The organism is Nocardia araoensis NBRC 100135 (assembly GCF_000308435.1).
Classification (GTDB): domain Bacteria; phylum Actinomycetota; class Actinomycetes; order Mycobacteriales; family Mycobacteriaceae; genus Nocardia; species Nocardia araoensis.
Window position 1 is genome coordinate 62617 of record NZ_BAFR01000034.1, and the last position, 20358, is coordinate 82974.

A 20358-nucleotide genomic window follows, 5' to 3' on the forward strand; every position below is an offset into this window, starting at 1 on the left:
GATCTCAGAAACTGTTCGCCAACAGTGCGTACTCCGCGGCGACCTTCTGCCGCACGTCCGGTTCCTTATCACTGGTGACGACTCCGACGTACCGCTTGTACGCGACGTAGCACCGGTACTTGTACTCCCGGTCCGGGTCACCCTTGCTGTTGAGTTGCAGGCACTTGGCGCCGGGGATGTCCTTGGGAGCGCCCAGCGGATCGTAGTGCGCGCCTTCGCTCTCCAACAGGCCGGTGACCAGTTTCTGGGCGGCGGCCGCGTCGCGGGTGCGGGCGACGTAACTGTCGTCGAGCAGGCCGATGTGGTCCACGCCCGCTTCCTCGACCAGACGCAGGTGTACCGACTCGTCATCGGCGCGGTGCACCGTGTGATAGCCGCCGTAGACGGCGAAGGTCGCCGGATCCGGCACGCGGTTCTTGCGGTCGGCGACCGCGACGCGGGCGAGCAGGCCGTCGGGATCGGCCTTCAGGGTGTCGAGCTTGTTCACCGGGGTCGGGGCGAATTTCTCCAGCTGCGCGACCTCGGCGGCCAAGGTCTTGTCGACCCATTTGACCAGGTCGTCGGCTTCCGCCGTCGGACGCTGGATGAACAAGGAGATGACGAATTCCTTGTACGCCATGAAGGTGCCGACGTTGGCAACGCCCGGCCGCCAGTGGATGTAGGAGTCGGGATACTTCGTCGACGACAGCTTGCGGTTGTCCGGCGATACGGCGATGTCGACGTCCTCGAGTTCACGGGCCGCGAGCTTCGCGGTGGCCTCGTCGGGGAAGCGGAACACCGCGTTCGTGACCGCGGTGGCTTGCGGCGCCGGATTGGACTGGCCGGCCGGATCGGGACGGTCGGCGCCGCTGGCGGCGTATCCCACGACCAGCTTGCGATTGTCGAGCACCGGCCTGGACACCTTGGCCACGAAGTCGAGCGCCTGCTCGGCGTCCTTGACGACGGTGCTGCCGCGGCCGAACTTCAGTGTGGAGTCGATGCGCACGGTGGGGACCACGGCATCGGACATCCGCATGCCCTCCAGCAGCGCGCCTTTGCCTGCCGAATCCTGGTTGAACTGGTGCTTGTCGACGGGATAGGTGCCGACTTCCAGCTTGCGCACATCGATCTCACCCGCGGTCGGTGTGCCCTGCACGCCTGCGCAACCGGCCAGCATCCCTGCCAGTGCCAGGCAAGACGCCGTGAGCGCGATGCGTTGCGTCCGAACCATCTCAGGCCCCTCGTTCCTCCCGTTGCTGACACTGAAGTTACCCGACGGAGGCCGGGGAGGGGGACCGATGCGCGTCGTATTGCAATACCCTTGTCGGTGTGGCGACGACCTTGCACTGCACCCCCGGTGAAGGCCGATACCGGTGAAGGATCGGCAGGTCGAGGTCGTCGTCGGCAGTCACGCCGTGGCCAGGGTCGCGGGCGCGGTCGTGGTCGTCGCGCACCGCAAACCCGGTCGGCCGACTCAGGACTCGCCCGCCGTCGTCGCGCTGGAATCGCTGGCCGAACTGGTGCGCGACGCGACCGATCGCGAGCCGGGCGGACCGGGCGCCCTGGTGGCGCGGCAGGCGACGCGCTGGCTGATGAAGCAGGCCGAGCAGATCAGCCCGGGCGAGCCGATCGACTTCGGTATCCTGTCCACCGCCGAGCACGGCGGTGTGGCGATCTTCCTGCACGGGGCGATCACCGCCGTGCTGGCCGGTGATGGTGTGCTGGAGCGATATCGCGGCAGCGACGCGGCCTTCACGGTGGATCGGGTCGCGGCGGTTCCGGCGCGGGCGGCGGCGCTGTTCGTCGACGACGCGAAGGGCCGTATCCCGGATCTGCCACCGGAGCGCGGCATCGGCAGGCTGGTCGAGGGCATCGCTCAGGCAGGTGGCGCGATCGTCTGGACGGAGGGCTCCCGCACCGGTCCGTCGACGAACGGCGGGGAGCCCGGTTCCGCGGGCGCGCACTGGCGCCCGGAGACGTCTCCGCTGCCGACGGCGCGCGTCGACCACGAGCCGTCCGCCGAATCGCAGGAGCGGCCGCAGCCGCGACCGCCGCGATACCCGACGGCGCCGTCGACCGCGATGCTCGACGCCCAGACGGAGCAGACGCCGATCGACCCGCACCACGCGCCGACCCAGCTGGGCGGCACCAATCCCGCGCCGCGGCCGGACCCGGAGCTCCAGCGCCGGCTGGAGGCGACCGCGAAGGCCACCGCGCTGACGGTCAAGGTGATGGGATTCAAATGCGCGCGAGCGCATCCCAGCGATCCGCGGGCGGCGTTCTGCACCGTCTGCGGTATGCCGGTCGACCAGACCCAGGCGCTGATCGAAGTGGTCCGCCCGCCGCTGGGCATGCTGATCCTGGACGACGGCATGACCTACATGCTCGCCGCGGACGCGGTGATCGGTCGCGATCCGGAGCGCTCGCCCGCCGCGGAGAGCGGACTGGTCCCGCTGCGGGTCGACGACGCCTCCGGTGGCATGTCCAGGGCGCACGCCGAGATCCGCTTGGTGAACTGGGACGTGACGGTGGTGGACTGCGGTTCGACCAACGGAACCCGCACTCGCCTGCCGGGCTACCGCGACTGGGTGCGCCTGGCGCCGCGCCAGTCCATGGCGCTCGTACCGGGCACCGAGATCATGCTCGGCAACCGCGTGCTGCGCTTCGAACTGGCCGCGCCGCCGCCGTTCGGCCGCTGAGCCCGCGCTAGGAATAGCGCGCGGCGCATACGCTTTCGCCGTTCAGGACTCCGGCGCGGAAGGCCTCGATTCGGGAGAAGCCACTCGGCACGGTCTTGCCTTGGGCGTCACTCGCGGCCAAGCCGTCGGTGAGCAGCCCCGACACCGCCTCGTCCAGATCGCCTGCGGCGAGCTTGATATCTCCCTGACTGACCGGTCGCCCGGATTCGGCGAGCTTGCCGGTGACCACTCCGGACAGACAGGCCGCGCGCAGTCCGGTTTTCGCGCCGACCAGGCTCTGGCCGCGGCTCTGCTGGACGGCCAAGGTGTACCGGGAGATGAACACGATGTAGCCGTTGTAGTCGCCGGTCACCTTGAGCGGCAGCGGGTCGTCCGCGCCGGAGCTCGAGGTGCCGCGCTCGGCGAGAGCGGGGATGTCGGTGGCGATCGTGTTCTCGGCGGGGCAGTACGAGACCGGTTCGGTCACCACACCATCGGGGCAATCGATCTTCGCACGCGAGTAGTCGTAGGTCGGCTCGTGGCCGATCGGCAGAATGGCTTTGAGGGCTTTGGTGAGTTCGACCAGGGTTTGTTTGGTGATGGGGTACTCGCCGCGCCCGGTGTCGTCGCTGAAACTCTGCGGCAGATTCGCACGGCGCTGGTCGATCTCCTCCTGGTCGATGCCCTTGCATGCCTTGGGGCCGTCGGTGAAACCGATCTGCACCGCGGTGACCCGTTCGAAGGCGGAGCCGTGCACGCTCTCCGGGTCATCGGGGTCGGAGTCGCGGATGGCGACGGTGGCGGCGAGCACGGAGTTGAGACCGTCGGACGTATTGATCGTGAAGTGCGCGGCCTTGCCCTCGGCCACGTGCCGCATGAAAGCGCCCGCGAAGCAATCCGCCTGCTGTTCCTTGACGATCACCGGATCCTTCGGCCCGACGATCTTGGCCATGGTCTGCACCGCGTGCCCGTACTCGTGCGCGAGCACCATCACGACGGACATCTTCCCGAAGGTCTCCTCCATGGTGGGAAGCAGCACCGACCGATCCCAGCCGATGGAATTGTCCAGGCGACAGTAGGCGGCGTTGACCAAGCGGTAGGTGGACTCCTTGCAGAACTCGAGCGACTCCGGACGCCCGGCCTTGGCGCTCCAGGACAGCAGCTTCTCGACCGGCTTGAACTCGCCTTGGAACTCCTTGCCGAACTCGCCCCGCCAGTAGGTCTGGATGTCGTCGACGGCGTTGAGCGCCAGGGTGTCCACGGCGCCGCCGTCACCGTTGGCCGCGGTCAGCGTGCTGTCCGGGACGCCGGTGCGTGGGCCGCTGGGGCCGCTCGTGGTGGGCAACCCGGCAACCTTGAACGGATCGTCGTAGACGGAGACGGCCCGGCCGTCGACCACTCGAATACAGCCGCCGACCAGCAGTAGAACACTGAGCAACGTCGCAACCAGCGCGGTCGCTCGGACTCTCGGCAAGGCTCCCCCTAGTCGGCCGCTACAACGTTCACATCGGTCGCCGGATCGGGGCATTTGGCGCATCGGGGGCACCGCCGATGTCCGGGTGATGGAATAGTATCCGCTGCATGTCTTCACCGGGGGCGCAGACCATCACCGTGCGCCATGATGGAAACGAACGAGTATTCGATTCGAGCCAGCAGGTCACGATGGGCCGCGCGCCGGAGGTGACGCTTTTCGTCGACAGCCCGCTCGTCTCGCGTGTGCACGCGACGCTGGCCTGGCAGGGCAGCGCCTGGGTGTTGACCGACAACAAGAGCACCAACGGGGTGTTCGTGGACGCGCGCAGGCTGACCCAGCCGGTGTCGATCGACCGCCCCACGCAGGTCCGGCTGGGTGACGCGATCAGCGGCCCGCTGTTGCACCTGCTGCCCGCGAACCCGCAACCGCCGCACCGGCCTTCCGTGCGCCCGCCGCATCCGGCGCAGGCGCCGCACCCGGGCCCGCCCTCGCACGGAGTCCGGCGGCCCGCGCAGCAGTTCCAGCGTCCGCACTATCCGCCTCCGCAGGACGCACCGGCGCCCGCGGTGAACATCAACATGACGACCAGGGCGGACACCTCGAACATGCCGCCGGTCCGGGCCAGGGCGAGCACGGCGCCCGTCGCCCGCGCCGACCGGATCCCACAGACCGGTCTGAGCATCGGCCGCACCACAGACAATCAGATCGTCGTCAACGATCCGCTCGCCTCCCGCAAGCACGCCCGCCTGGTCGCCTCCGCCGAGGGTCTGGCCATCGAGGACCTCGGCTCGGCGAACGGCACGTTCGTCAACGGGCACCGTCAGCAACGGGCGGTGCTGCGCGAGCGGGACATCATCACCATCGGCAACGTCGACTTCGTCGTCCAGCAGGGCACGCTGGTGCACCGGCAGAAGCCGGTCGCCGAGCAGGGTCTCGCGGTGCACGGGGTCGGCTTCACCGTCGAGGGCAACAAGCAACTGCTCGTCGACGTGAACATGTCGGCCAGCCGCGGCACGCTGACCGCGCTGATCGGCCCGTCCGGAGCGGGTAAATCGACGCTGTCGCGCCTGATCGCGGGCACCACCCGGCCTTCGGGCGGCGTGGTCACCTTCGAAGGCCGCAATCTGCACGCCGAGTACGAGGCACTGCGTTCCCGGATCGGCATGGTGCCGCAGGACGACGTGCTGCACCGCCAGCTCACGGTGCGCCAGGCGCTCGGTTTCGCGGCCGAGCTGCGGCTGCCGAGGGACAACAGCAAGGAAGACCGGCAGAAGGTCATCGACGGGGTGCTGCAAGAGCTTTCGCTCACCGAGCACGCCGACACCAGGGTCGACCGCCTGTCCGGCGGTCAGCGCAAGCGCGCCTCGGTGGCGCTGGAACTGCTGACCGGCCCGTCGCTGCTCATCCTGGACGAACCGACCTCGGGCCTGGACCCGGCACTGGACCGCCAGGTCATGGTGATGCTGCGCGAACTCGCCGACGCCGGCCGCGTGGTGATCGTGGTGACCCACTCGGTGGCGCATCTGGACATGTGCGATCAGGTGCTGCTGCTCGCCCCCGGCGGCAAGACCGCCTACTGCGGCAATCCGGCCGGTGTCGGCGCGACGCTCGGTACCAGCGACTGGGCGGAGATCTTCGCCGATGTCGCGGCCAACCCGGATCAGGCGTTCGCCGCTTACCGCTCCCGGCAGGCGTCCGCGCCGCCGCCCCCGCCGCCCGTGCAGCCGTACGGGCCTGCGGGCAGTCCGCCGCAGTCCAGTCGCGGCAAGCAGTTCTCGACTCTGGCGCGCAGGCAGATCCGGCTGATCCTGGCCGACCGCGGCTATCTGACCTTCCTGGTGCTGCTTCCGTTCATCCTCGGCGGCCTGTCCCTGGTCGTGCCGGGGAAGAACGGTTTCCAGCGCGGCGCGTTGAAGGCGCTGCCCGATGGCACATTCGTGCCCGAAGGCGGAAGTGAGACGCAACAGTTGCTGGTGGTGCTGATTCTCGGCGCCTGCTTCATGGGCTCCACGCTCACGGTGCGCGACTTGGTCGGCGAACGGACCATCTTCCACCGTGAACGCGCCGTCGGGCTGTTGCCCTCGGCGTACCTGATGGCGAAGATCGCGGTGTTCAGCTTGACCGCGCTGCTGCAATCGGCGGTGCTGGTCGGCATCGTCCTCGCGGGTAAGAAGCGTCCGGGCCAGGGTGCGGTGCTGGCCTCCGGCAGTGCGGAGCTGTACATCGATATCGCCCTGACCGCGATCTGCTGTGTGGTCGTCGGGTTGCTGCTCTCGTCGCTGGCCAAGTCGAACGAACAGGTGATGCCGCTGCTGGTGGTGGCCATCATGTGCCAGCTGGTGATGGCGGGCGGCCTGATCCCGGTCACCGGGCGGGTCGTGCTGGAGCAGGTGTCCTGGCTGTTCCCGGCTCGCTGGGGATACGCGACGGGCGCGTCGACGGTGAACATTCGCGAACTGTTCCTGAACGCGCAGGCCGACACGCTCTGGCAGCACAAGGCGGAGATCTGGGCGTTGGACGTCGGCGTGCTGTTGCTGATCACCGTGGTGCTCGCGGTCATCACCTGGCGCCGGTTGCGACTGAAGAAGTCGGCCGCGTGACGCGGTTCGGACGGCCCGCCTTCGCCCCGGTCCGCGCGAGCGGCGCCCGGCGGCGTGGGACGGCGACGACGAGCATCTCGGCCGCGAACCGGGCACACTTATGCCTGTGACGGTGCGAGTAGGGGCAGTGCATCTCGGTTGGGATGTGGTGTCCGTGGCGGCCGGTGGCGGTGGCGTCCCCATCCGCCCGGTGCAGGTGGAGGGCATGTGGACGCCGCCGGCCTATCTGCTGGCGGATTCGTCGGGCCGGTTGCACACGGCGGGCGTGGAACGCAACAGACCCGATCTCGGGATGGCGATCGCCGACGTGCGCGACATCCTCGGGCATCCGCAGATCGTGGTCGCGGGCGCGACCTGGCCCGCGGAGCTGGTGTTCCGCGCGCGCCTGTACAACCCGCTCGCCGAGATCGGCAAGCACCTGCGCGGCAAACCGGACCTGGTGGCGTTGCCCTATCCGGACAGCTGGCCGGACGAGAAGATCGATGTCTACGCCTCGATGGTGGAACAGCTCGATGTCGTCGTGGAACCGCTGCCGGAGAGCGTCGCGCTGTCCGGCTACGTCCGCGCCCTCGGACTGGTGCACCCGCCGGACCGGGCCAGGCCGAACGGCATCGGCGCGACCGGTGTGTACTCCGACGGCCGCGGCATGCTGGTGGTCGCGGTGCACGGCGACGACGAGCAGCCCACCGAGTCGGTCGACGTCCCGGTGGACGCTGAGGCCATGCGCGACGCCAGGTCGGCGGACGACGTCGTGATCGAGGTCATGGCGGCCGCCCGATCCATCGGGGCGGACACCTCGACGGTCCTGCTGTCGGGCAACGTGCGTTTCAACGACGCGTTGCGGCTGGCCTTCCAGAACCATCTCGGGCACCGCCTGCACGTGGCCGACCATCCGATGCATGCGCTCGTCCTCGGGGCTGCGCATCTGCTGGTGAGCGATCCGGAGGCGGCCGAGCCGGAGTCCGCGGGCAGGCACGCCGAGCCCGCGCCCGCCGCGCCGCGCCCGGTGGAGGCGCAGTACCCGCCGCAGCAGACGGACGCGGGCAGGCGGGTGCCCGGCGTCCAGTACGGCCCGGGGTACCCGACCCAGCCCGACGAGACGACGACCAGGATCGGGCGCGACGAGGCGCCCCGCGGCCTGCCGCCGAACCTCGCCGAGCTGGGCAGCCGCTTCACCCGGCCGCCGAGCGCGCCGGACGAGCAGCAGGACGGCGGTCGTCCGCCCGGCGAGCTCGCTGGGCCGCCCGGTGGTCCGGTGCCGCCGCTCGGCGCGCGTACGCCCTATCCGGGCGCGCCGGAGTCGTCCTACCCGGGCCGGCCGCGGCAGGGACCATGGCAGGACCAGGGCGCCGAGCCCGACGACGCGGACCAGCACCGCAAGGGCAAACTGTGGAACAAGATGAAGGGCAACCTGTTCGGAGCCAACACCGTCGTCGGGGCGGTGGCGCTGGCGGTGGTCGCGCTTCCGTCCGGGAATCACCAGGTGGAGCTGACCGCGCAGCCGGTCGTCCTCGACGCGGGATCGGTCGTCGCGGAGGAGGGGGCCGGGGGTGAGCCGGTCGGGTGTCCGACCGCGCCCTACGCGACCACCCAGCCGAGACCAGGAGTCACCGCTACCCGGGGAAACCAGCGGGAAGCGGAGGACAGGGCCGCGCAGTGCGGGCGTCCGGACGTCGACACATTGCGCTACCTGGTCCCCGGCCCGCCCGGCGCCATCGACCTCGGCCCGCCGATCGAGATCTGACGGATTTCTTCCCGCGATACCCCACTGGTATGGTGGCTCGTTGGCGTGTGGAACGTCCGGCCGACTCCTGGTGAATCGGGTGGACGTCCGCCGAGTCCCGGGTCTCCACCGGCCGCCGGGAACACCTCGACCGCACGCTCGGCTGGCAACACCGACGACAGACAGGGAAGCACTGTGCCTACGTACAGCCCCAAGGCGGGTGACGTGACCCGTAAGTGGTACGTCATCGACGCCACTGACGTAGTGCTCGGCCGTCTCGCCGTCCAGGCAGCGAATCTGCTGCGTGGCAAGACGAAGCCGACCTACGCCCCGCACGTCGATGGTGGCGATTTCGTCATCATCATCAACGCCGACAAGGTTGCCATCAGCGGCAACAAGCGGCAGGACAAGCTGATCCACCACCACTCCGGGCACCCGGGCGGCCTCAAGTCGCGGACCGTCGGTCAGGTGTTGGAGAGCCGCCCCGATCGGCTCGTGGAGAAGGCCGTCAAGGGCATGATCCCGAAGAACAAGCTCGGCAACGCGATCGCGGGCAAGCTGAAGGTCTACGCGGGCCCGACCCACCCGCACGCCGCCCAGCAGCCCATTCCGTTCGAGATCAAGCAGGTGGCCCAGTGACCGCTCCCGAGGAATTCAACGAGGACTACGTCGAGGAATTCGACGCTGCCGAGGCTGTCGAGGACGGTGCGGGCTACGAGGAGTCCGAGGCCTCGGCGTCCTACGCTCCGATCGTGATCGACCGCCCGGTGCAGACCGTCGGCCGCCGCAAGGAGGCCGTCGTGCGCGTGCGCCTGCTGCCCGGCTCCGGCAACTTCGTGCTCAACGGCCGCACCATCGAGGACTACTTCCCGAACAAGGTGCACCAGCAGCTGGTCAAGTCGCCGCTGGTGACGGTCGAGCGCACCGAGTCCTTCGACGTGCACGCCCGCCTGGTCGGCGGCGGCCCGTCCGGCCAGGCAGGCGCCCTGCGGCTGGCCATCGCCCGCGCGCTGATCGAGGTCACCCCGGAGGATCGTCCCGCCCTCAAGCGGGCCGGCTTCCTGACCCGTGACCCGCGTGCCACCGAGCGCAAGAAGTACGGTCTGAAGAAGGCGCGCAAGGCGCCGCAGTACTCGAAGCGCTGATTTCGGCATCGTCGACCCTCCGCATCCGGCACTCTCGCGGTGCCGGACGCGGTACGGTCGACGCGGCAGCTGTACGAGAGCAGGCTCCCAGCGAACAGCTGGTCGCCTGCTCTCGCGCTATATGAAGACGCGGCGTTCGCGGGGCCTTCGTGGTGCACGAGCCGGTGCCTCCGGGGCCGGCGCCCACGCCACAGATCATCAATGAGGGGCGAGGTATGGGACGGTTGTTCGGCACCGACGGAGTCCGCGGGCTTGCCAACGAGTCACTGAGTCCGGAGCTGGCGCTGCGCGTTTCCGGCGCGGCCGCGCAGATCCTGAGCCGGGGCAAGAAGCGCGCGCTCGCGGTGGTCGGGCGTGACCCGCGGGCCAGCGGTGAGATGCTCGAGGCCGCGGTGACCGCGGGGCTGACCGCGGCGGGAGTGGACGTGCTCTCGGTGGGGGTGCTGCCGACCCCGGCCGTCGCCTACCTCACCGGCCTGTACGACGCCTGCCTCGGCGTGATGATCTCCGCTTCGCACAACCCGATGCCCGACAACGGGATCAAGATCTTCGCCGCGGGCGGCCACAAACTCGACGACGCGATCGAGGACCGGATCGAGGCGCTCGTGACCGCCGAGACGCCGTTCCGCCCGACCGGCGCGGGCATCGGACGGGTGCGCAACGCGGCGGGCGCGCGTGATCACGGGTCGGACATCCCGGATCAGTACAGCCTCGCGGGCACCCACGAACGCTATGTGGAGCACCTGGTGGAGGCGACCGGGCAGGACCTGTCCGGGCTGACCGTGGTGGTCGACTGCGCGCACGGCGCCGCCGCGGAAGTGGGGCCCGCCGCCTATCGCGAAGCGGGGGCGACGGTGATCGCCATCAACGCCGAGCCCGACGGTCTGAACATCAACGACGGCTGCGGTTCGACCCATCTCGACCAGGTGCGGGCCGCGGTGGTGGGCCACGGCGCCGATCTCGGGCTCGCGCACGACGGCGACGCCGACCGCTGCCTGGCCGTGGACGCCTACGGCAATGTGGTCGACGGCGACGCGATCCTGGCGATCCTCGCCCTCGCCATGCACGAGGCGGGCGAGCTGGCCGAGGACACCCTGGTCGCCACCGTGATGAGCAACCTCGGCCTGCACATCGCGATGCGGGCGGCCGGAATCAGCGTGCGCACCACGGCCGTCGGCGACCGTTACGTGCTCGAGGAGTTGCGGCGCGGCGGCTTCACGCTGGGCGGTGAGCAGTCGGGACACGTGGTGTTCCCCCGATACGGCACCACCGGCGACGGTATCCTCACCGGCCTGCGCCTGATGGCGCGGATGGCGCAGTCCCGGCGCAGCCTGGCCGATCTGGCGAGCGTGCTGCAGACCGTGCCGCAGATTCTGGTGAACGTGCCGGTCAACGACAAATCCGTGGTCGCACGCGCACCCGAGATTCGCGAGGCCGTGCTGGAGGCGGAGCGGATACTCGGCGAATCCGGGCGCGTACTGCTGCGACCCAGCGGCACCGAGGAACTGGTGCGGGTGATGGTGGAGGCCACCGACCCGGCCCAGGCGCGCCAACTGGCGGACGACCTCGCCAAGCGAGTCGCGGGAGTGTGATCGCTCGCGCGCCGTGAGTGCCGCGGCCGTGGGTCAGTGGGTTTCGGTGAGTACGCCCGCGTTCATGTGCCAGCGGCGGGTCGCGTGGACGGTGTCGAGCATGCGGCGGTCGTGGGTGACGAGCAAGAGTGTGCCGGTGAAGGATTCGACGGCCTGCTCCAGTTGTTCGATGGCGGGGAGGTCCAAGTGGTTGGTCGGCTCGTCGAGCACGAGCAGGTTCACGCCGCGGGCTTGGAGCAAGGCGAGGGCGGCGCGGGTGCGTTCACCGGGGGAGAGGGTGTCGCACGGCCGCAGCACGTGTGGGCCCCGCAGACCGAATTTCGCCAGTAGTGTGCGCACCTCCGCCTCCGGCCATTCCGGCAGTTCGATGCCGAAAGTGGTGGCCAAAGCCGTGGTTCCGCGGAACAGCCCGCGTGCTTGGTCGACCTCGCCGATCTCGACGCCGGAGCCCAGGCTCGCGGTCCCGGTGTCGGGCCGGAGTTTTCCCAGCAGCAGGGCGAGCAGAGTCGACTTCCCGGAGCCGTTCGCTCCGGTGAGCACGATGCGGTCGGCCCAGTCGACCTGGGTGGTGATCGGGCCGAGCGTGAAGTCGCCGCGGGTGACGGTCGCCCGGGACAGCGTCGCCACCACCGAGCCGCTGCGCGGGGCCGCGGCGATGCTCATGCGCAGGTCCCATTCCTTGCGGGGTTCCTCCACCACCTCGAGCCGTTCGATGCGGCGCTGGGTCTGCCTGGCCTTGGCGGCCTGTTTCTCGGTGGACTCGGCCCGCACCTTGCGGCCCGCCTTGTCCGAGTCGAGCTTCCTGGGATCGCGCGCCTTGCGGCGGGCGGTGCGGACACCGTGCTCGAGCCAGTTGCGCTGCATCTGCGCACGGGCCTCGAGGCCCGCTTTGGTGTCGGCGTACTCCTCGTACGCCTCGCGCGCGTGCTGCCGCGCGATCTCGCGCTCCATCAGGTACGACTCGTAACCGCCGTCGTACGACCCGACCTGCTGCTGCGCGAGATCCAGCTCCACGACGCGATTCACGGTGCGCGCCAGGAACTCCCGGTCGTGGCTGATCACCATCAGCGGCACCCGAACACCGGCGACGAACTGCTCCAGCCGGGCCAGGCCGTCCAGGTCCAGGTCGTTGGTCGGCTCGTCCAGCAGCAGGATGTCGAAGCGGGACAGCAGGACCGAGGCCAGTCCGGCGCGCGCGGCCTGACCGCCGGACAGACCGGTCATGGGCGTGTCCAAGCCGCTGGGCAGGCTGTCCGCGAGGCCGAGATCCGCGGCGATCTCGTGGGCACGCTGGTCCAGATCGGCTCCGCCGAGGGCGAGCCAGCGCTCCAGCGCGGGGGAGTACTCGTCCGGCCCGCCGTCGGCGAGGCGCTCGGCCGCGGCGTCCATCGCGGCCTGCGCCTCGGTGACTCCGGTTCGGCGGCCCAGGAATTCGAGGACGGTCTCGCCGTCGATCCGCTGCGCCTCCTGGGCCAGATAACCGACCGTCGCGTCCGGGGGACTGAGCGTGATGCTGCCCGTGGGTGCGTGCCGGTCGGCGAGCATGCGCAGCAGCGTCGACTTGCCCGCGCCGTTCACGCCGACCAGGCCGATCACGTCGCCCGGCGCGAGGGTCAGATCCAGGTCGGCGAACAGCGTGCGCTCGCCGTGGCCGGCCGACAGGCCGCGGGCATGCAGAGTGGTGCTCACCAGCACGAGTCTGCCGTGCTCGGGGTCGCACCCTGAGATCGACCCCGGGAGAAATCAGGGTCGGTATCCGTCACCGGACCGATGGCGGGGCCTGCGGAGACGGGCACAGTGGAGGACGTAGCGATCACCGCACGAGAGGGAAGACCAATGACCGCCCCCACCCGCCGTTTCACCCGCTCCACCCACGACAAGTGGATCGCAGGCGTCTGCGGTGGCATCGCCGAGTACCTCGGCTGGAACGCCAACGTCGTCCGTCTGCTGTTCGTGGTGTCGTGCCTGCTGCCCGGTCCGCAGTTCGTCATCTACCTGGTGCTGTGGCTGTTGATGCCGAAGAAGTGAACCCGCGGGGGCTGCGTCGAGCCCGCGCGAGTGACAGGATGGAACGATGCCGCTCGAGCGGCGCCGCACCACCGGTTCGAGTCCTGCTGAGGAGGGGTCATGATCACCTCGAGCGAATTCCCAGGCCTGGATTTACTCGGCATCGACGCGTCCTCGTCACTGGACGGCCTGGGTGCGATCGAACTGCACCATCCGACGCAGGGCATCGACGGCGACGGCTCGCTCGACACCATCACCACCACGGGTGACGAGGCGATGCAGGTCTGGACCGACTACGACCACGACGGCTTCGCCGACCACGTCACCGTGGTGGAGAAGGACGGCGACTACGCCGCATGGGAATTCCACCGCCATCCCGACGGCACCTCCGAGTGGGTCCGCACCGACAAAGGCAAGATCGGCAGCTGACCGAATCCGCGAGAGCGGAATTCGGGGGAACCGAGTGTCGCTGTGTTGCGTCGAAGGAAGTACGGCGGCATTCCGGCGCGAACGAGATCCGCGTCGGCGCAACGACACTACGAGGACGGAGGGGAGTCGTGGGCGGGTCGGAAATGGTCGGAGTCCGGACGGGGGAGCTCGGTGCCCTCGGCAGCGACTATCGCAGATCGGCGGACGCCGTCCGCGATCAGGCGAAGCGAGTTGCCGATCACCTGTTCGGCATGGGTGGCGAGGCGGGCCGGAACTACGCGCCGCAGGGAATCGCGGTGCATCAGGGGCTGGAACGGATCGGTTCGTGGCTGCGTAACTGGAGTGACGCCACCACCGCGACCGCCGACGCGCTCGGCGCCGCCGTGGTGGCCTACGCCGAGACCGACCAGCAGCGCGCCTCCGAGACGAACAAGACATGAGACCGCCGAATGACATGTGCTCGCACCGGCGACGCCGCACATTCGAGGAGTCGGGATCATGACGGTTTCCTGGCAGGGCAAGTCGATCGACACCCTCCTGGACGAGGGCAGCGCGGGATTGCAGTACTGGATCCAGTTCCTGCCGTTGTACGAGGCGGCGTTCGGCGGCAACGGGGGGCGCGGTGACGTCGGCAAGCTGCTGGCGATGTACGACGAGCAGCGCGGCGTGCGGTTGGAGAAGCTGGAGCAGACAGGGGAGGCGCTGAAAATCGCTCTGTCCGAAGTGGACCGGCAATGGGACGCGCAGCAGAGCTACGCCCGTCGGCTGCCCGAACTGTGGCAGGGACCTGCGGCCGCCGCGGCGCTCGATATGCTCGGCAAACAATCGGTCCTGGCCGACGAGGACCGGCAGCACGCCAGGGCCGCCATGACCGTGATCGCGGACATGGCGAGCTCGCTGCGGTCGGCGGTGGCCGCGAAGGCATTCGCCACCCGGGAGCTGCTGGAGGGGCCGGTAGGCGGCAGCAAAGCGGTTGCGATCGACGGTAAGACGCCGGAAGAGGTGAAGGTCATCGTCGACGTGCACAACGCACGCGAATGGATCGACGCGGACCAGGTCCGGGAACTCGGCCGCATCTTCCCGGCTCTCGCCGTGCCGGAGGACAAGATCAACAAAAGCGTGCTCGGTTTCATCAACTCCGACAGTAGGAATCTGCTCACCGGCGCGTACGGCGACCGAGTGCGCAGCGTCACCGAGGAGTGGCTGACCAAGACGTTCAAGCCGGACTTCGACCGCAAACTGGCGTCGTACGTCGACGTCTGCGCCGAGGTCGATCGACTGTTCACCGACCAGTACAAGAACCTCACCGACGCATTGGCGCAGGTGTCCGAGCAGTCCTACCCGCGTCCGGAAGGCCCGTCGAAACCACAACCCGGAACACCGGTCGATCAGGACAAGCCGCAGGTGACAAGTGCCCCCGGGCCGCCGGGCGCGCCCGCCGCCACGGTCCCGGCGAGCACGGCGCCGAGCACCGTTCCCGCGTGGACCACACCGGACTCGCCGACCACGCCGAGTACCCCGAGCGCACCCAGCGTTCCGACCGCCCCCGCGCTCAGGATGCCCGCGCTCGACGGTCTCGCCGCACTCAGCCAGGTGGCGCGGGAATTCGTGCCGGTGGCAACGGGTCTCGGCCAGGCGGTGGAGCAGGGCGTGTCCGCGCTGAGCGGGATCATCAAGAGCGGTGTCGACGACGCGATCGAGAAGCTCGTGCACAGCGCCGATCCGCAGCGTGCCGAAGCCGAGGACCGCAGCGAGGAAGCGCGGAACGAGAAGTTCCACGCCGAGGCGGAATTCGATATCGGCGGTCAGCATGTGAAGTTCGAGATGGGGCCGGACGGCCGGTTGGCACTGCTGCTCTCCGATGCCACGGGTGCGGAGCGGCAGTTCACCCTCGAGCTGAACGAGCACGGCATACCGGTCATCTCGACGACCGAGCCGGAAGCCGACAACGCAGAGCCTTCGGCGCCGGAGGCGCTTACGCCGGAGTCCCGGAACGAGGAGTCGCCGGTGCCGGAATCTCAGGAGGACGAGAAAGCGCCCCCGCCAGGCTCGGAACCGGACGCCGGGGACGGCAGGCCCGGACTACCGAGCGGAACCTTGCCGGGCACTCGGCGTGAAGAGGACGGCGAGCACTACCCGAAGCCGATGCCGGAACAGGGCGAGGCGGAGCCGGACGCCCCTGTGGACAGCGGCGCGGAACTCGCCGAAGCGGGGCCGCTGGACGCGGGGTTCGCCGAGGCGGGTCCACTGTGAGCCCGGTCGGGACGAGGTCGCACACCGGATGAGCGAGGAGGCGCAGCATGGTCGACTACGCCGAGGAAGCGAGGCAACTCGCCGCCGAGAATCAGCGCCGCATGTCGCTGCTGCTCGGCGAGATCCAGGCGATCAACGAGCAGACCGCGGCGACCGGCCGGGAATTCACCGACCGGCTGACCGCCGATATGGCCGAGTTCTGGGTGACGCACGCCGCCGACCTGGACAAGGCCGCCGCCGCGGCGGAGGAGCAGCAGCGGCTGCAAGACGAAGCACAGGAGCAGCGCGCGGCCATCGCACGGTCGATGGCCGCGCGCCGGGCCAATCGAACGGTGACGCCGGTCGACGAGGAGGACGAGGAGGCCAAGTTCTACCAACGCAAGAGCTGGCTGATCTGACCGGCGAGCCTCCGGGCCGGCCGGCCTGCTATCGCCGCAGCAGCGCGGCGAGCTGGCCGACCTTCAGCTTCGGCGGCTCCTTCTCCTGCGGCGCCGCCGGGTCGACGACGGTGGTGTGCGGGATGACCTCTTCGGGATCGGCGAAGGCGCGGTAGGTCTTGTCGCCCGCCAGCGTGGCGAGCAGGTAACCGGCCAGCAGGGCGCGGGTGGTGCGGGCGGTCTTCGACTCGTGCTTCCCCGCACCCACGGCGGCGAGGACGCGTCGTCCCTCGATGATGCCGTTGTGCGACGCCTTGTCGATGGCGCGCAGGATCGCGGGGCCGCCCCACGCGGCGGCCAGCGGGATGGCGTTGGAACTGACCGAGGTGATGTCGGTCGCGCCGGCCAGGATCAGCGCGGGAACGTCCAGCCCGGGTGCGGCGGCTTCGGCGGCAGGCGCCGTCGGCGCGGGGAACAGCGCCGCGACGGTGGCGACGTCGCGACGACCGGCGGCGATGACCGCGGCGCCCGCGCCCATGCCGTGTCCCGCCAGGGCGAGGCGCTCCGGATGCACGCTGATCTCGCCGTCACCGAGGCGCACACCGGTGCAGATATCGAGGGTGGTGACCAAATCGGCGGCCAGCCCCAGATGTGACGGAATCGGTCCGCGCTCGGTGTCGGGCGCGGCGGCCACGATTCCCCACGAAGCGAGGTGTTCGAGCAGCGTGCGGTAGTGGCTCGCCCCGGTCAACCAGCCGTGTCCGAACGCGACGGCGGGTAGATTCCGCCCCGCCTCGGGCGTGAACACCACCCCCGGCTGGCCGGCGATGGCCAGGTTGCCGCGCAACACGCGGTGCGGGCCCCGGCTGGTCAGGGTGCTCAATAGCGATTTCACAGACGCCGACACGACGTGAACGTTATCCGATAAGTAGTGTGGTGAGCCATGTGCGGAATCGTGGGGTACGTCGGGTACCGAGACGCGCTCGGCGTCGTCGTTGACGCGTTGCGCCGCATGGAATATCGCGGATACGACTCCGCGGGTGTGGCGATCCTGGACGGCGCGGGTGCGCTGGCGGTGGAGCGCAAGGCGGGCCGCCTGGCCAATCTGGAGGCCGAACTCGCCGAAGCCGGGGACGATCGCTTCACGGGCACCACGGGCATCGGGCACACCCGCTGGGCCACGCACGGCGCGCCGACCGACCGCAACGCGCACCCGCATCGGGACCACAGCGGCAAGGTCGCCGTCGTGCACAACGGCATCATCGAGAATTTCGCACCGCTGCGTCGCGAGCTGGAGGACGCCGGGGTCGAGCTGAGCAGCGATACCGACACCGAGGTCGCGGTGCACCTGGTGGCCCGCGCGTACGCCCATGGCCCGACCGCCGGTGATTTCGCGGCCAGCGCGCTGTCCGTGCTTCGCCGCTTGGAGGGCGCGTTCACGCTGGTCTTCACGCATGCCGACCATCCGGACATGATCGTGGCGGCGCGCCGCTCCACTCCGCTGGTGGTTGGCGTCGGCAAGGGCGAGATGTTCATCGCCTCGGATGTCACGGCGTTCATCGAGCACACTCGGGAGGCGGTCGAGCTCGGTCAGGACCAGGCCGTGGTGATCACCCTGGACAGCTACCGGGTCACCGACTTCGCCGGCGACGACGCGAGTGCGCGCACCCGCCCGTTCACGATCGACTGGGACCTGGCCGCCGCCGAGAAGGGCGGCCACGACTACTTCATGCTCAAGGAGATCGAGGAACAGCCCGCCGCGGTCGCGGACACCTTGATGGGCCATTTCAGCACCGACCACGACGGCGCGGGCCGGATCGTGCTGGACGAGCAGCGCCTCGCCGACCAGGAACTGCGCGATTTCGACAAGGTGTTCGTCGTGGCGTGCGGCAGCGCCTATCACTCCGGCCTGCTGGCGAAGTACGCCATCGAACACTGGACCCGGCTGCCCGTCGAAGTCGAGCTGGCCAGCGAGTTCCGCTACCGCGATCCGGTGCTGGACCGCTCCACGCTGGTGGTGGCGATTTCCCAGTCCGGCGAGACCGCCGACACGCTCGAGGCGGTGCGGCACGCGAAGGAGCAGAAGGCGCGCGTCCTCGCGATCTGCAACACCAACGGCGCACAGATCCCCCGCGAGTCCGACGCGGTGCTCTACACCAGGGCCGGGCCGGAGATCGGCGTCGCCTCCACCAAGGCGTTCCTGGCCCAGGTGACCGCGAATTACCTGGTCGGGCTCGCCTTGGCGCAGGCGCGCGGCACCAAGTACCCGGACGAGGTGGCCCGCGAGTTCGCCGAGCTCGAGGCGATGCCGAAGCTGGTGGAACGCGTGCTGGAGACCGCACCGCAGGTGCGGGCCATCGCGCGGGAGCTGGCGCAGGTGCCGACCGTGCTGTTCCTGGGACGACACGTCGGTTACCCGGTGGCCTTGGAGGGCGCGCTCAAGCTCAAGGAGCTGGCCTACATGCACGCCGAGGGATTCGCGGCGGGTGAGCTCAAGCACGGCCCGATCGCGCTGATCGAGGACGGCCTGCCGGTGATCGTGGTGATGCCGTCGCCGAAGGGGCGTGCGGTGCTGCACTCGAAGCTGCTGAGCAACATCCGGGAGATCCAGGCTCGCGGCGCGCGCACCATCGTGATCGCGGAGGAGGGCGACGACACGGTGCGTCCGTTCGCCGACGACCTGATCGAGATCCCGAGCGCGCCGACGCTGTTCCAGCCGCTGTTGTCGACCGTCCCGTTGCAGATCTTCGCCGCCGAGGTGGCGCAGGCGCGCGGCTACGACGTCGACAAGCCGCGCAACTTGGCCAAGTCCGTCACCGTGGAATAGCTCAGCGGCCGCGCACTCACGAGTGCGCGGCCGCTGCATCGCCCGGGTATCGGTCGGCTACGCCTGTGCGGTAGCCAGGGATCCCTCCGGGATGGTGGCCGTCGCGCGGCGCTCGAGCTGCCCGGACAGGACCGCCAGCAGCAGCGCGACCAGCACCAGGCCGACGCCGACCCAGTTGGGTGCGGTGTAGCCGTAGCCCGCGGCGATCACGACGCCACCGAGCCACGCCGATACGGCGTTGCCGAGGTTGAACGCGCCGATGTTCACCGCCGAAGCCAGGGTGGGCGCGCCCGCGGCCTGGTCGAGGACGCGCTTCTGCAGCGGTGGCACGGTCGCGAAGCCGAGCGCGCCGATCAGCACCACCGTGACGGCGGCGGCGATCTTGTCGTGCGCGGTGACGGTGAACAGCGCGAGCACGACCGCGAGCCCGCCGAGGGTGAGATACAGCATCGGCATCAGGTGACGGTCGGCGAACTTGCCGCCGATCAGATTGCCCGCGAAGAAACCGAGGCCGAAGAGCACGAGCAGCCAGGTGACCGAACTCTCCGCATAGCCGGTGACCTCGGTCATCATCGGCGCGAGATAGGTGATCGCGGCGAAGACGCCGCCGAAGCCGAGTACCGTCATCGCCATCGCCAGCAGCACCTGCGGGTTGCGGAACACCGCCAGCTCGGTGCGCAGCGCGGCGTTCGCCGCGGCAGGCTGCTCCGGAACCAGCGCCGCGACGCCGAGCAGGCCGATCAATCCGACCAGCGCGACGAACAAGAAGGTCAGCCGCCAGCCGAAGTGCTGGCCCAGCAGCGTCCCCAGCGGTACGCCCACGACGGTGGCGACGGTGAGTCCGGTGAACATGATCGCGATCGCTCCGGCGCGCCGGTCGGGGCTGACCAGGGTCCCCGCGACCACCGCGCCGATCCCGAAGAACGCGCCGTGGGCCAGCGAAGCGACGATCCGTCCGGTCAGCATCAGCGCGAAGGTCGGCGCCACGGCGGACAGGATGTTGCCGAAGACGAGCAGCGTCAGCATGCCGAGCAGCATGCGCTTGCGCGACACCCGGGTGCCCAGCCCGGTCATCAGCGGCGCACCCGCCACGACACCGAGCGCGTAACCGGTGACCAGCAGGCCCGCGGTGGGGATGGACACCGAGTAACTGCTCGCGATGTCGGGTAGCAGGCCGACGACGACGAATTCCGTCGTCCCGATTCCGAATGCCCCGAGGGTCAGGGCGAGGAGTGCGAGGGGCATGAGTGAGCCTCCACATGACATTGCTTCAA

Annotated in this window: 17 protein-coding genes; 12 read left to right on the forward strand and 5 right to left on the reverse strand. The window is 69.6% G+C overall.

Annotated elements, in window-relative coordinates; genetic code table 11:
* Positions 1–4 precede the first annotated feature (4 nt).
* A complete protein-coding gene (locus ON21_RS04625) occupies positions 5–1210 on the reverse strand; it encodes a DUF7373 family lipoprotein (RefSeq protein WP_039795682.1) in 1206 nt (401 codons plus the stop codon).
* Between the two features lie 142 nt (positions 1211–1352).
* On the opposite strand from ON21_RS04625, the gene ON21_RS04630 reads away from it, so the two are divergent.
* Entirely contained in the window at positions 1353–2678 is a 1326-nt protein-coding gene (locus ON21_RS04630) for an FHA domain-containing protein (RefSeq protein ID WP_039795683.1), read from the forward strand.
* 7 nt (positions 2679–2685) lie between these two features.
* On the opposite strand, the gene ON21_RS04635 is transcribed toward ON21_RS04630, so the two are convergent.
* A complete protein-coding gene (locus ON21_RS04635; protein WP_373281100.1) occupies positions 2686–4095 on the reverse strand; it encodes a neutral zinc metallopeptidase in 1410 nt (469 codons plus the stop codon).
* A 143-nt stretch (positions 4096–4238) separates the two neighbouring features.
* Between ON21_RS04635 and ON21_RS04640 the strand changes: the two genes are divergently transcribed.
* The 5 genes from ON21_RS04640 (at position 4239) to glmM (ending at position 11191) form a co-directional block, all read left to right on the forward strand.
* Positions 4239–6731 (forward strand): FHA domain-containing protein, encoded by a 2493-nt coding sequence (locus ON21_RS04640; RefSeq protein WP_039795685.1) that lies wholly within the window; start codon positions 4239–4241, stop codon positions 6729–6731.
* A 106-nt stretch (positions 6732–6837) separates the two neighbouring features.
* Entirely contained in the window at positions 6838–8475 is a 1638-nt protein-coding gene (locus ON21_RS04645; protein ID WP_444543657.1) for a hypothetical protein, read from the forward strand.
* 174 nt (positions 8476–8649) lie between these two features.
* Positions 8650–9093 (forward strand): 50S ribosomal protein L13, encoded by a 444-nt coding sequence (gene rplM, locus ON21_RS04650; RefSeq protein ID WP_039795689.1) that lies wholly within the window; start codon positions 8650–8652, stop codon positions 9091–9093.
* Positions 9090–9599: a 30S ribosomal protein S9 gene (gene rpsI / locus ON21_RS04655; RefSeq protein WP_039795691.1), complete on the forward strand. Its 510-nt coding sequence runs from the start codon at positions 9090–9092 to the stop codon at positions 9597–9599. The genes rplM and rpsI overlap by 4 nt, the downstream gene beginning before the upstream one ends.
* Positions 9600–9814: 215 nt before the next feature.
* Entirely contained in the window at positions 9815–11191 is a 1377-nt protein-coding gene (gene glmM, locus ON21_RS04660; protein ID WP_039795693.1) for a phosphoglucosamine mutase, read from the forward strand.
* Between the two features lie 33 nt (positions 11192–11224).
* Here glmM and ON21_RS04665 read toward each other — a convergent pair whose 3' ends face one another.
* Positions 11225–12880 (reverse strand): ABC-F family ATP-binding cassette domain-containing protein, encoded by a 1656-nt coding sequence (locus ON21_RS04665; RefSeq protein WP_039796162.1) that lies wholly within the window; start codon positions 12878–12880, stop codon positions 11225–11227.
* 147 nt (positions 12881–13027) lie between these two features.
* On the opposite strand from ON21_RS04665, the gene ON21_RS04670 reads away from it, so the two are divergent.
* The 5 genes from ON21_RS04670 (at position 13028) to ON21_RS04690 (ending at position 16278) form a co-directional block, all read left to right on the forward strand.
* Positions 13028–13219 carry a PspC domain-containing protein gene (locus ON21_RS04670; protein ID WP_039795694.1) on the forward strand — a complete coding sequence of 64 codons (192 nt, stop codon included), beginning with the start codon at positions 13028–13030 and terminating at the stop codon, positions 13217–13219.
* Between the two features lie 99 nt (positions 13220–13318).
* Positions 13319–13627: a DUF6802 family protein gene (locus ON21_RS04675; RefSeq protein ID WP_039795695.1), complete on the forward strand. Its 309-nt coding sequence runs from the start codon at positions 13319–13321 to the stop codon at positions 13625–13627.
* Between the two features lie 128 nt (positions 13628–13755).
* Complete coding sequence (locus tag ON21_RS04680; protein ID WP_157170704.1) at positions 13756–14067, forward strand: hypothetical protein; 312 nt, start codon at positions 13756–13758, stop codon at positions 14065–14067.
* Positions 14068–14125: 58 nt separating this feature from the next.
* Entirely contained in the window at positions 14126–15880 is a 1755-nt protein-coding gene (locus ON21_RS04685) for a hypothetical protein (RefSeq protein ID WP_039795698.1), read from the forward strand.
* Positions 15881–15927: 47 nt separating this feature from the next.
* A complete protein-coding gene (locus tag ON21_RS04690; protein ID WP_039795700.1) occupies positions 15928–16278 on the forward strand; it encodes a hypothetical protein in 351 nt (116 codons plus the stop codon).
* 28 nt (positions 16279–16306) lie between these two features.
* Here the strand turns inward: ON21_RS04690 and ON21_RS04695 are convergent, their stop codons facing one another.
* Positions 16307–17164, reverse strand: coding sequence for a poly(ethylene terephthalate) hydrolase family protein (locus ON21_RS04695; protein WP_039795701.1), 858 nt, complete (start codon positions 17162–17164; stop codon positions 16307–16309).
* A 36-nt stretch (positions 17165–17200) separates the two neighbouring features.
* On the opposite strand from ON21_RS04695, the gene glmS reads away from it, so the two are divergent.
* The gene (glmS, locus tag ON21_RS04700) at positions 17201–19084 is read left to right on the forward strand and encodes a glutamine--fructose-6-phosphate transaminase (isomerizing) (protein ID WP_039795704.1); all 1884 of its coding nucleotides are present in this window, start codon (positions 17201–17203) and stop codon (positions 19082–19084) included.
* Positions 19085–19141: 57 nt separating this feature from the next.
* On the opposite strand, the gene ON21_RS04705 is transcribed toward glmS, so the two are convergent.
* Complete coding sequence (locus tag ON21_RS04705; RefSeq protein ID WP_039795707.1) at positions 19142–20329, reverse strand: MFS transporter; 1188 nt, start codon at positions 20327–20329, stop codon at positions 19142–19144.
* Positions 20330–20358 lie beyond the last annotated feature (29 nt).

Excerpts from the sequence above, each read along its gene's own strand:
- ON21_RS04625 (WP_039795682.1), bottom strand. The coding sequence starts at position 1,210 with ATGGTTCGGACGCAACGCATCGCGCTCACGGCGTCTTGCCTGGCACTG.
- ON21_RS04640 (WP_039795685.1), top strand. The coding sequence starts at position 4,239 with ATGTCTTCACCGGGGGCGCAGACCATCACCGTGCGCCATGATGGAAAC.
- ON21_RS04670 (WP_039795694.1), top strand. The coding sequence starts at position 13,028 with ATGACCGCCCCCACCCGCCGTTTCACCCGCTCCACCCACGACAAGTGG.
- ON21_RS04675 (WP_039795695.1), top strand. The coding sequence starts at position 13,319 with ATGATCACCTCGAGCGAATTCCCAGGCCTGGATTTACTCGGCATCGAC.
- ON21_RS04685 (WP_039795698.1), top strand. The coding sequence starts at position 14,126 with ATGACGGTTTCCTGGCAGGGCAAGTCGATCGACACCCTCCTGGACGAG.
- glmS (WP_039795704.1), top strand. The coding sequence starts at position 17,201 with ATGTGCGGAATCGTGGGGTACGTCGGGTACCGAGACGCGCTCGGCGTC.
- glmM (WP_039795693.1), top strand. The coding sequence starts at position 9,815 with ATGGGACGGTTGTTCGGCACCGACGGAGTCCGCGGGCTTGCCAACGAG.
- ON21_RS04705 (WP_039795707.1), bottom strand. The coding sequence starts at position 20,329 with ATGCCCCTCGCACTCCTCGCCCTGACCCTCGGGGCATTCGGAATCGGG.
- ON21_RS04690 (WP_039795700.1), top strand. The coding sequence starts at position 15,928 with ATGGTCGACTACGCCGAGGAAGCGAGGCAACTCGCCGCCGAGAATCAG.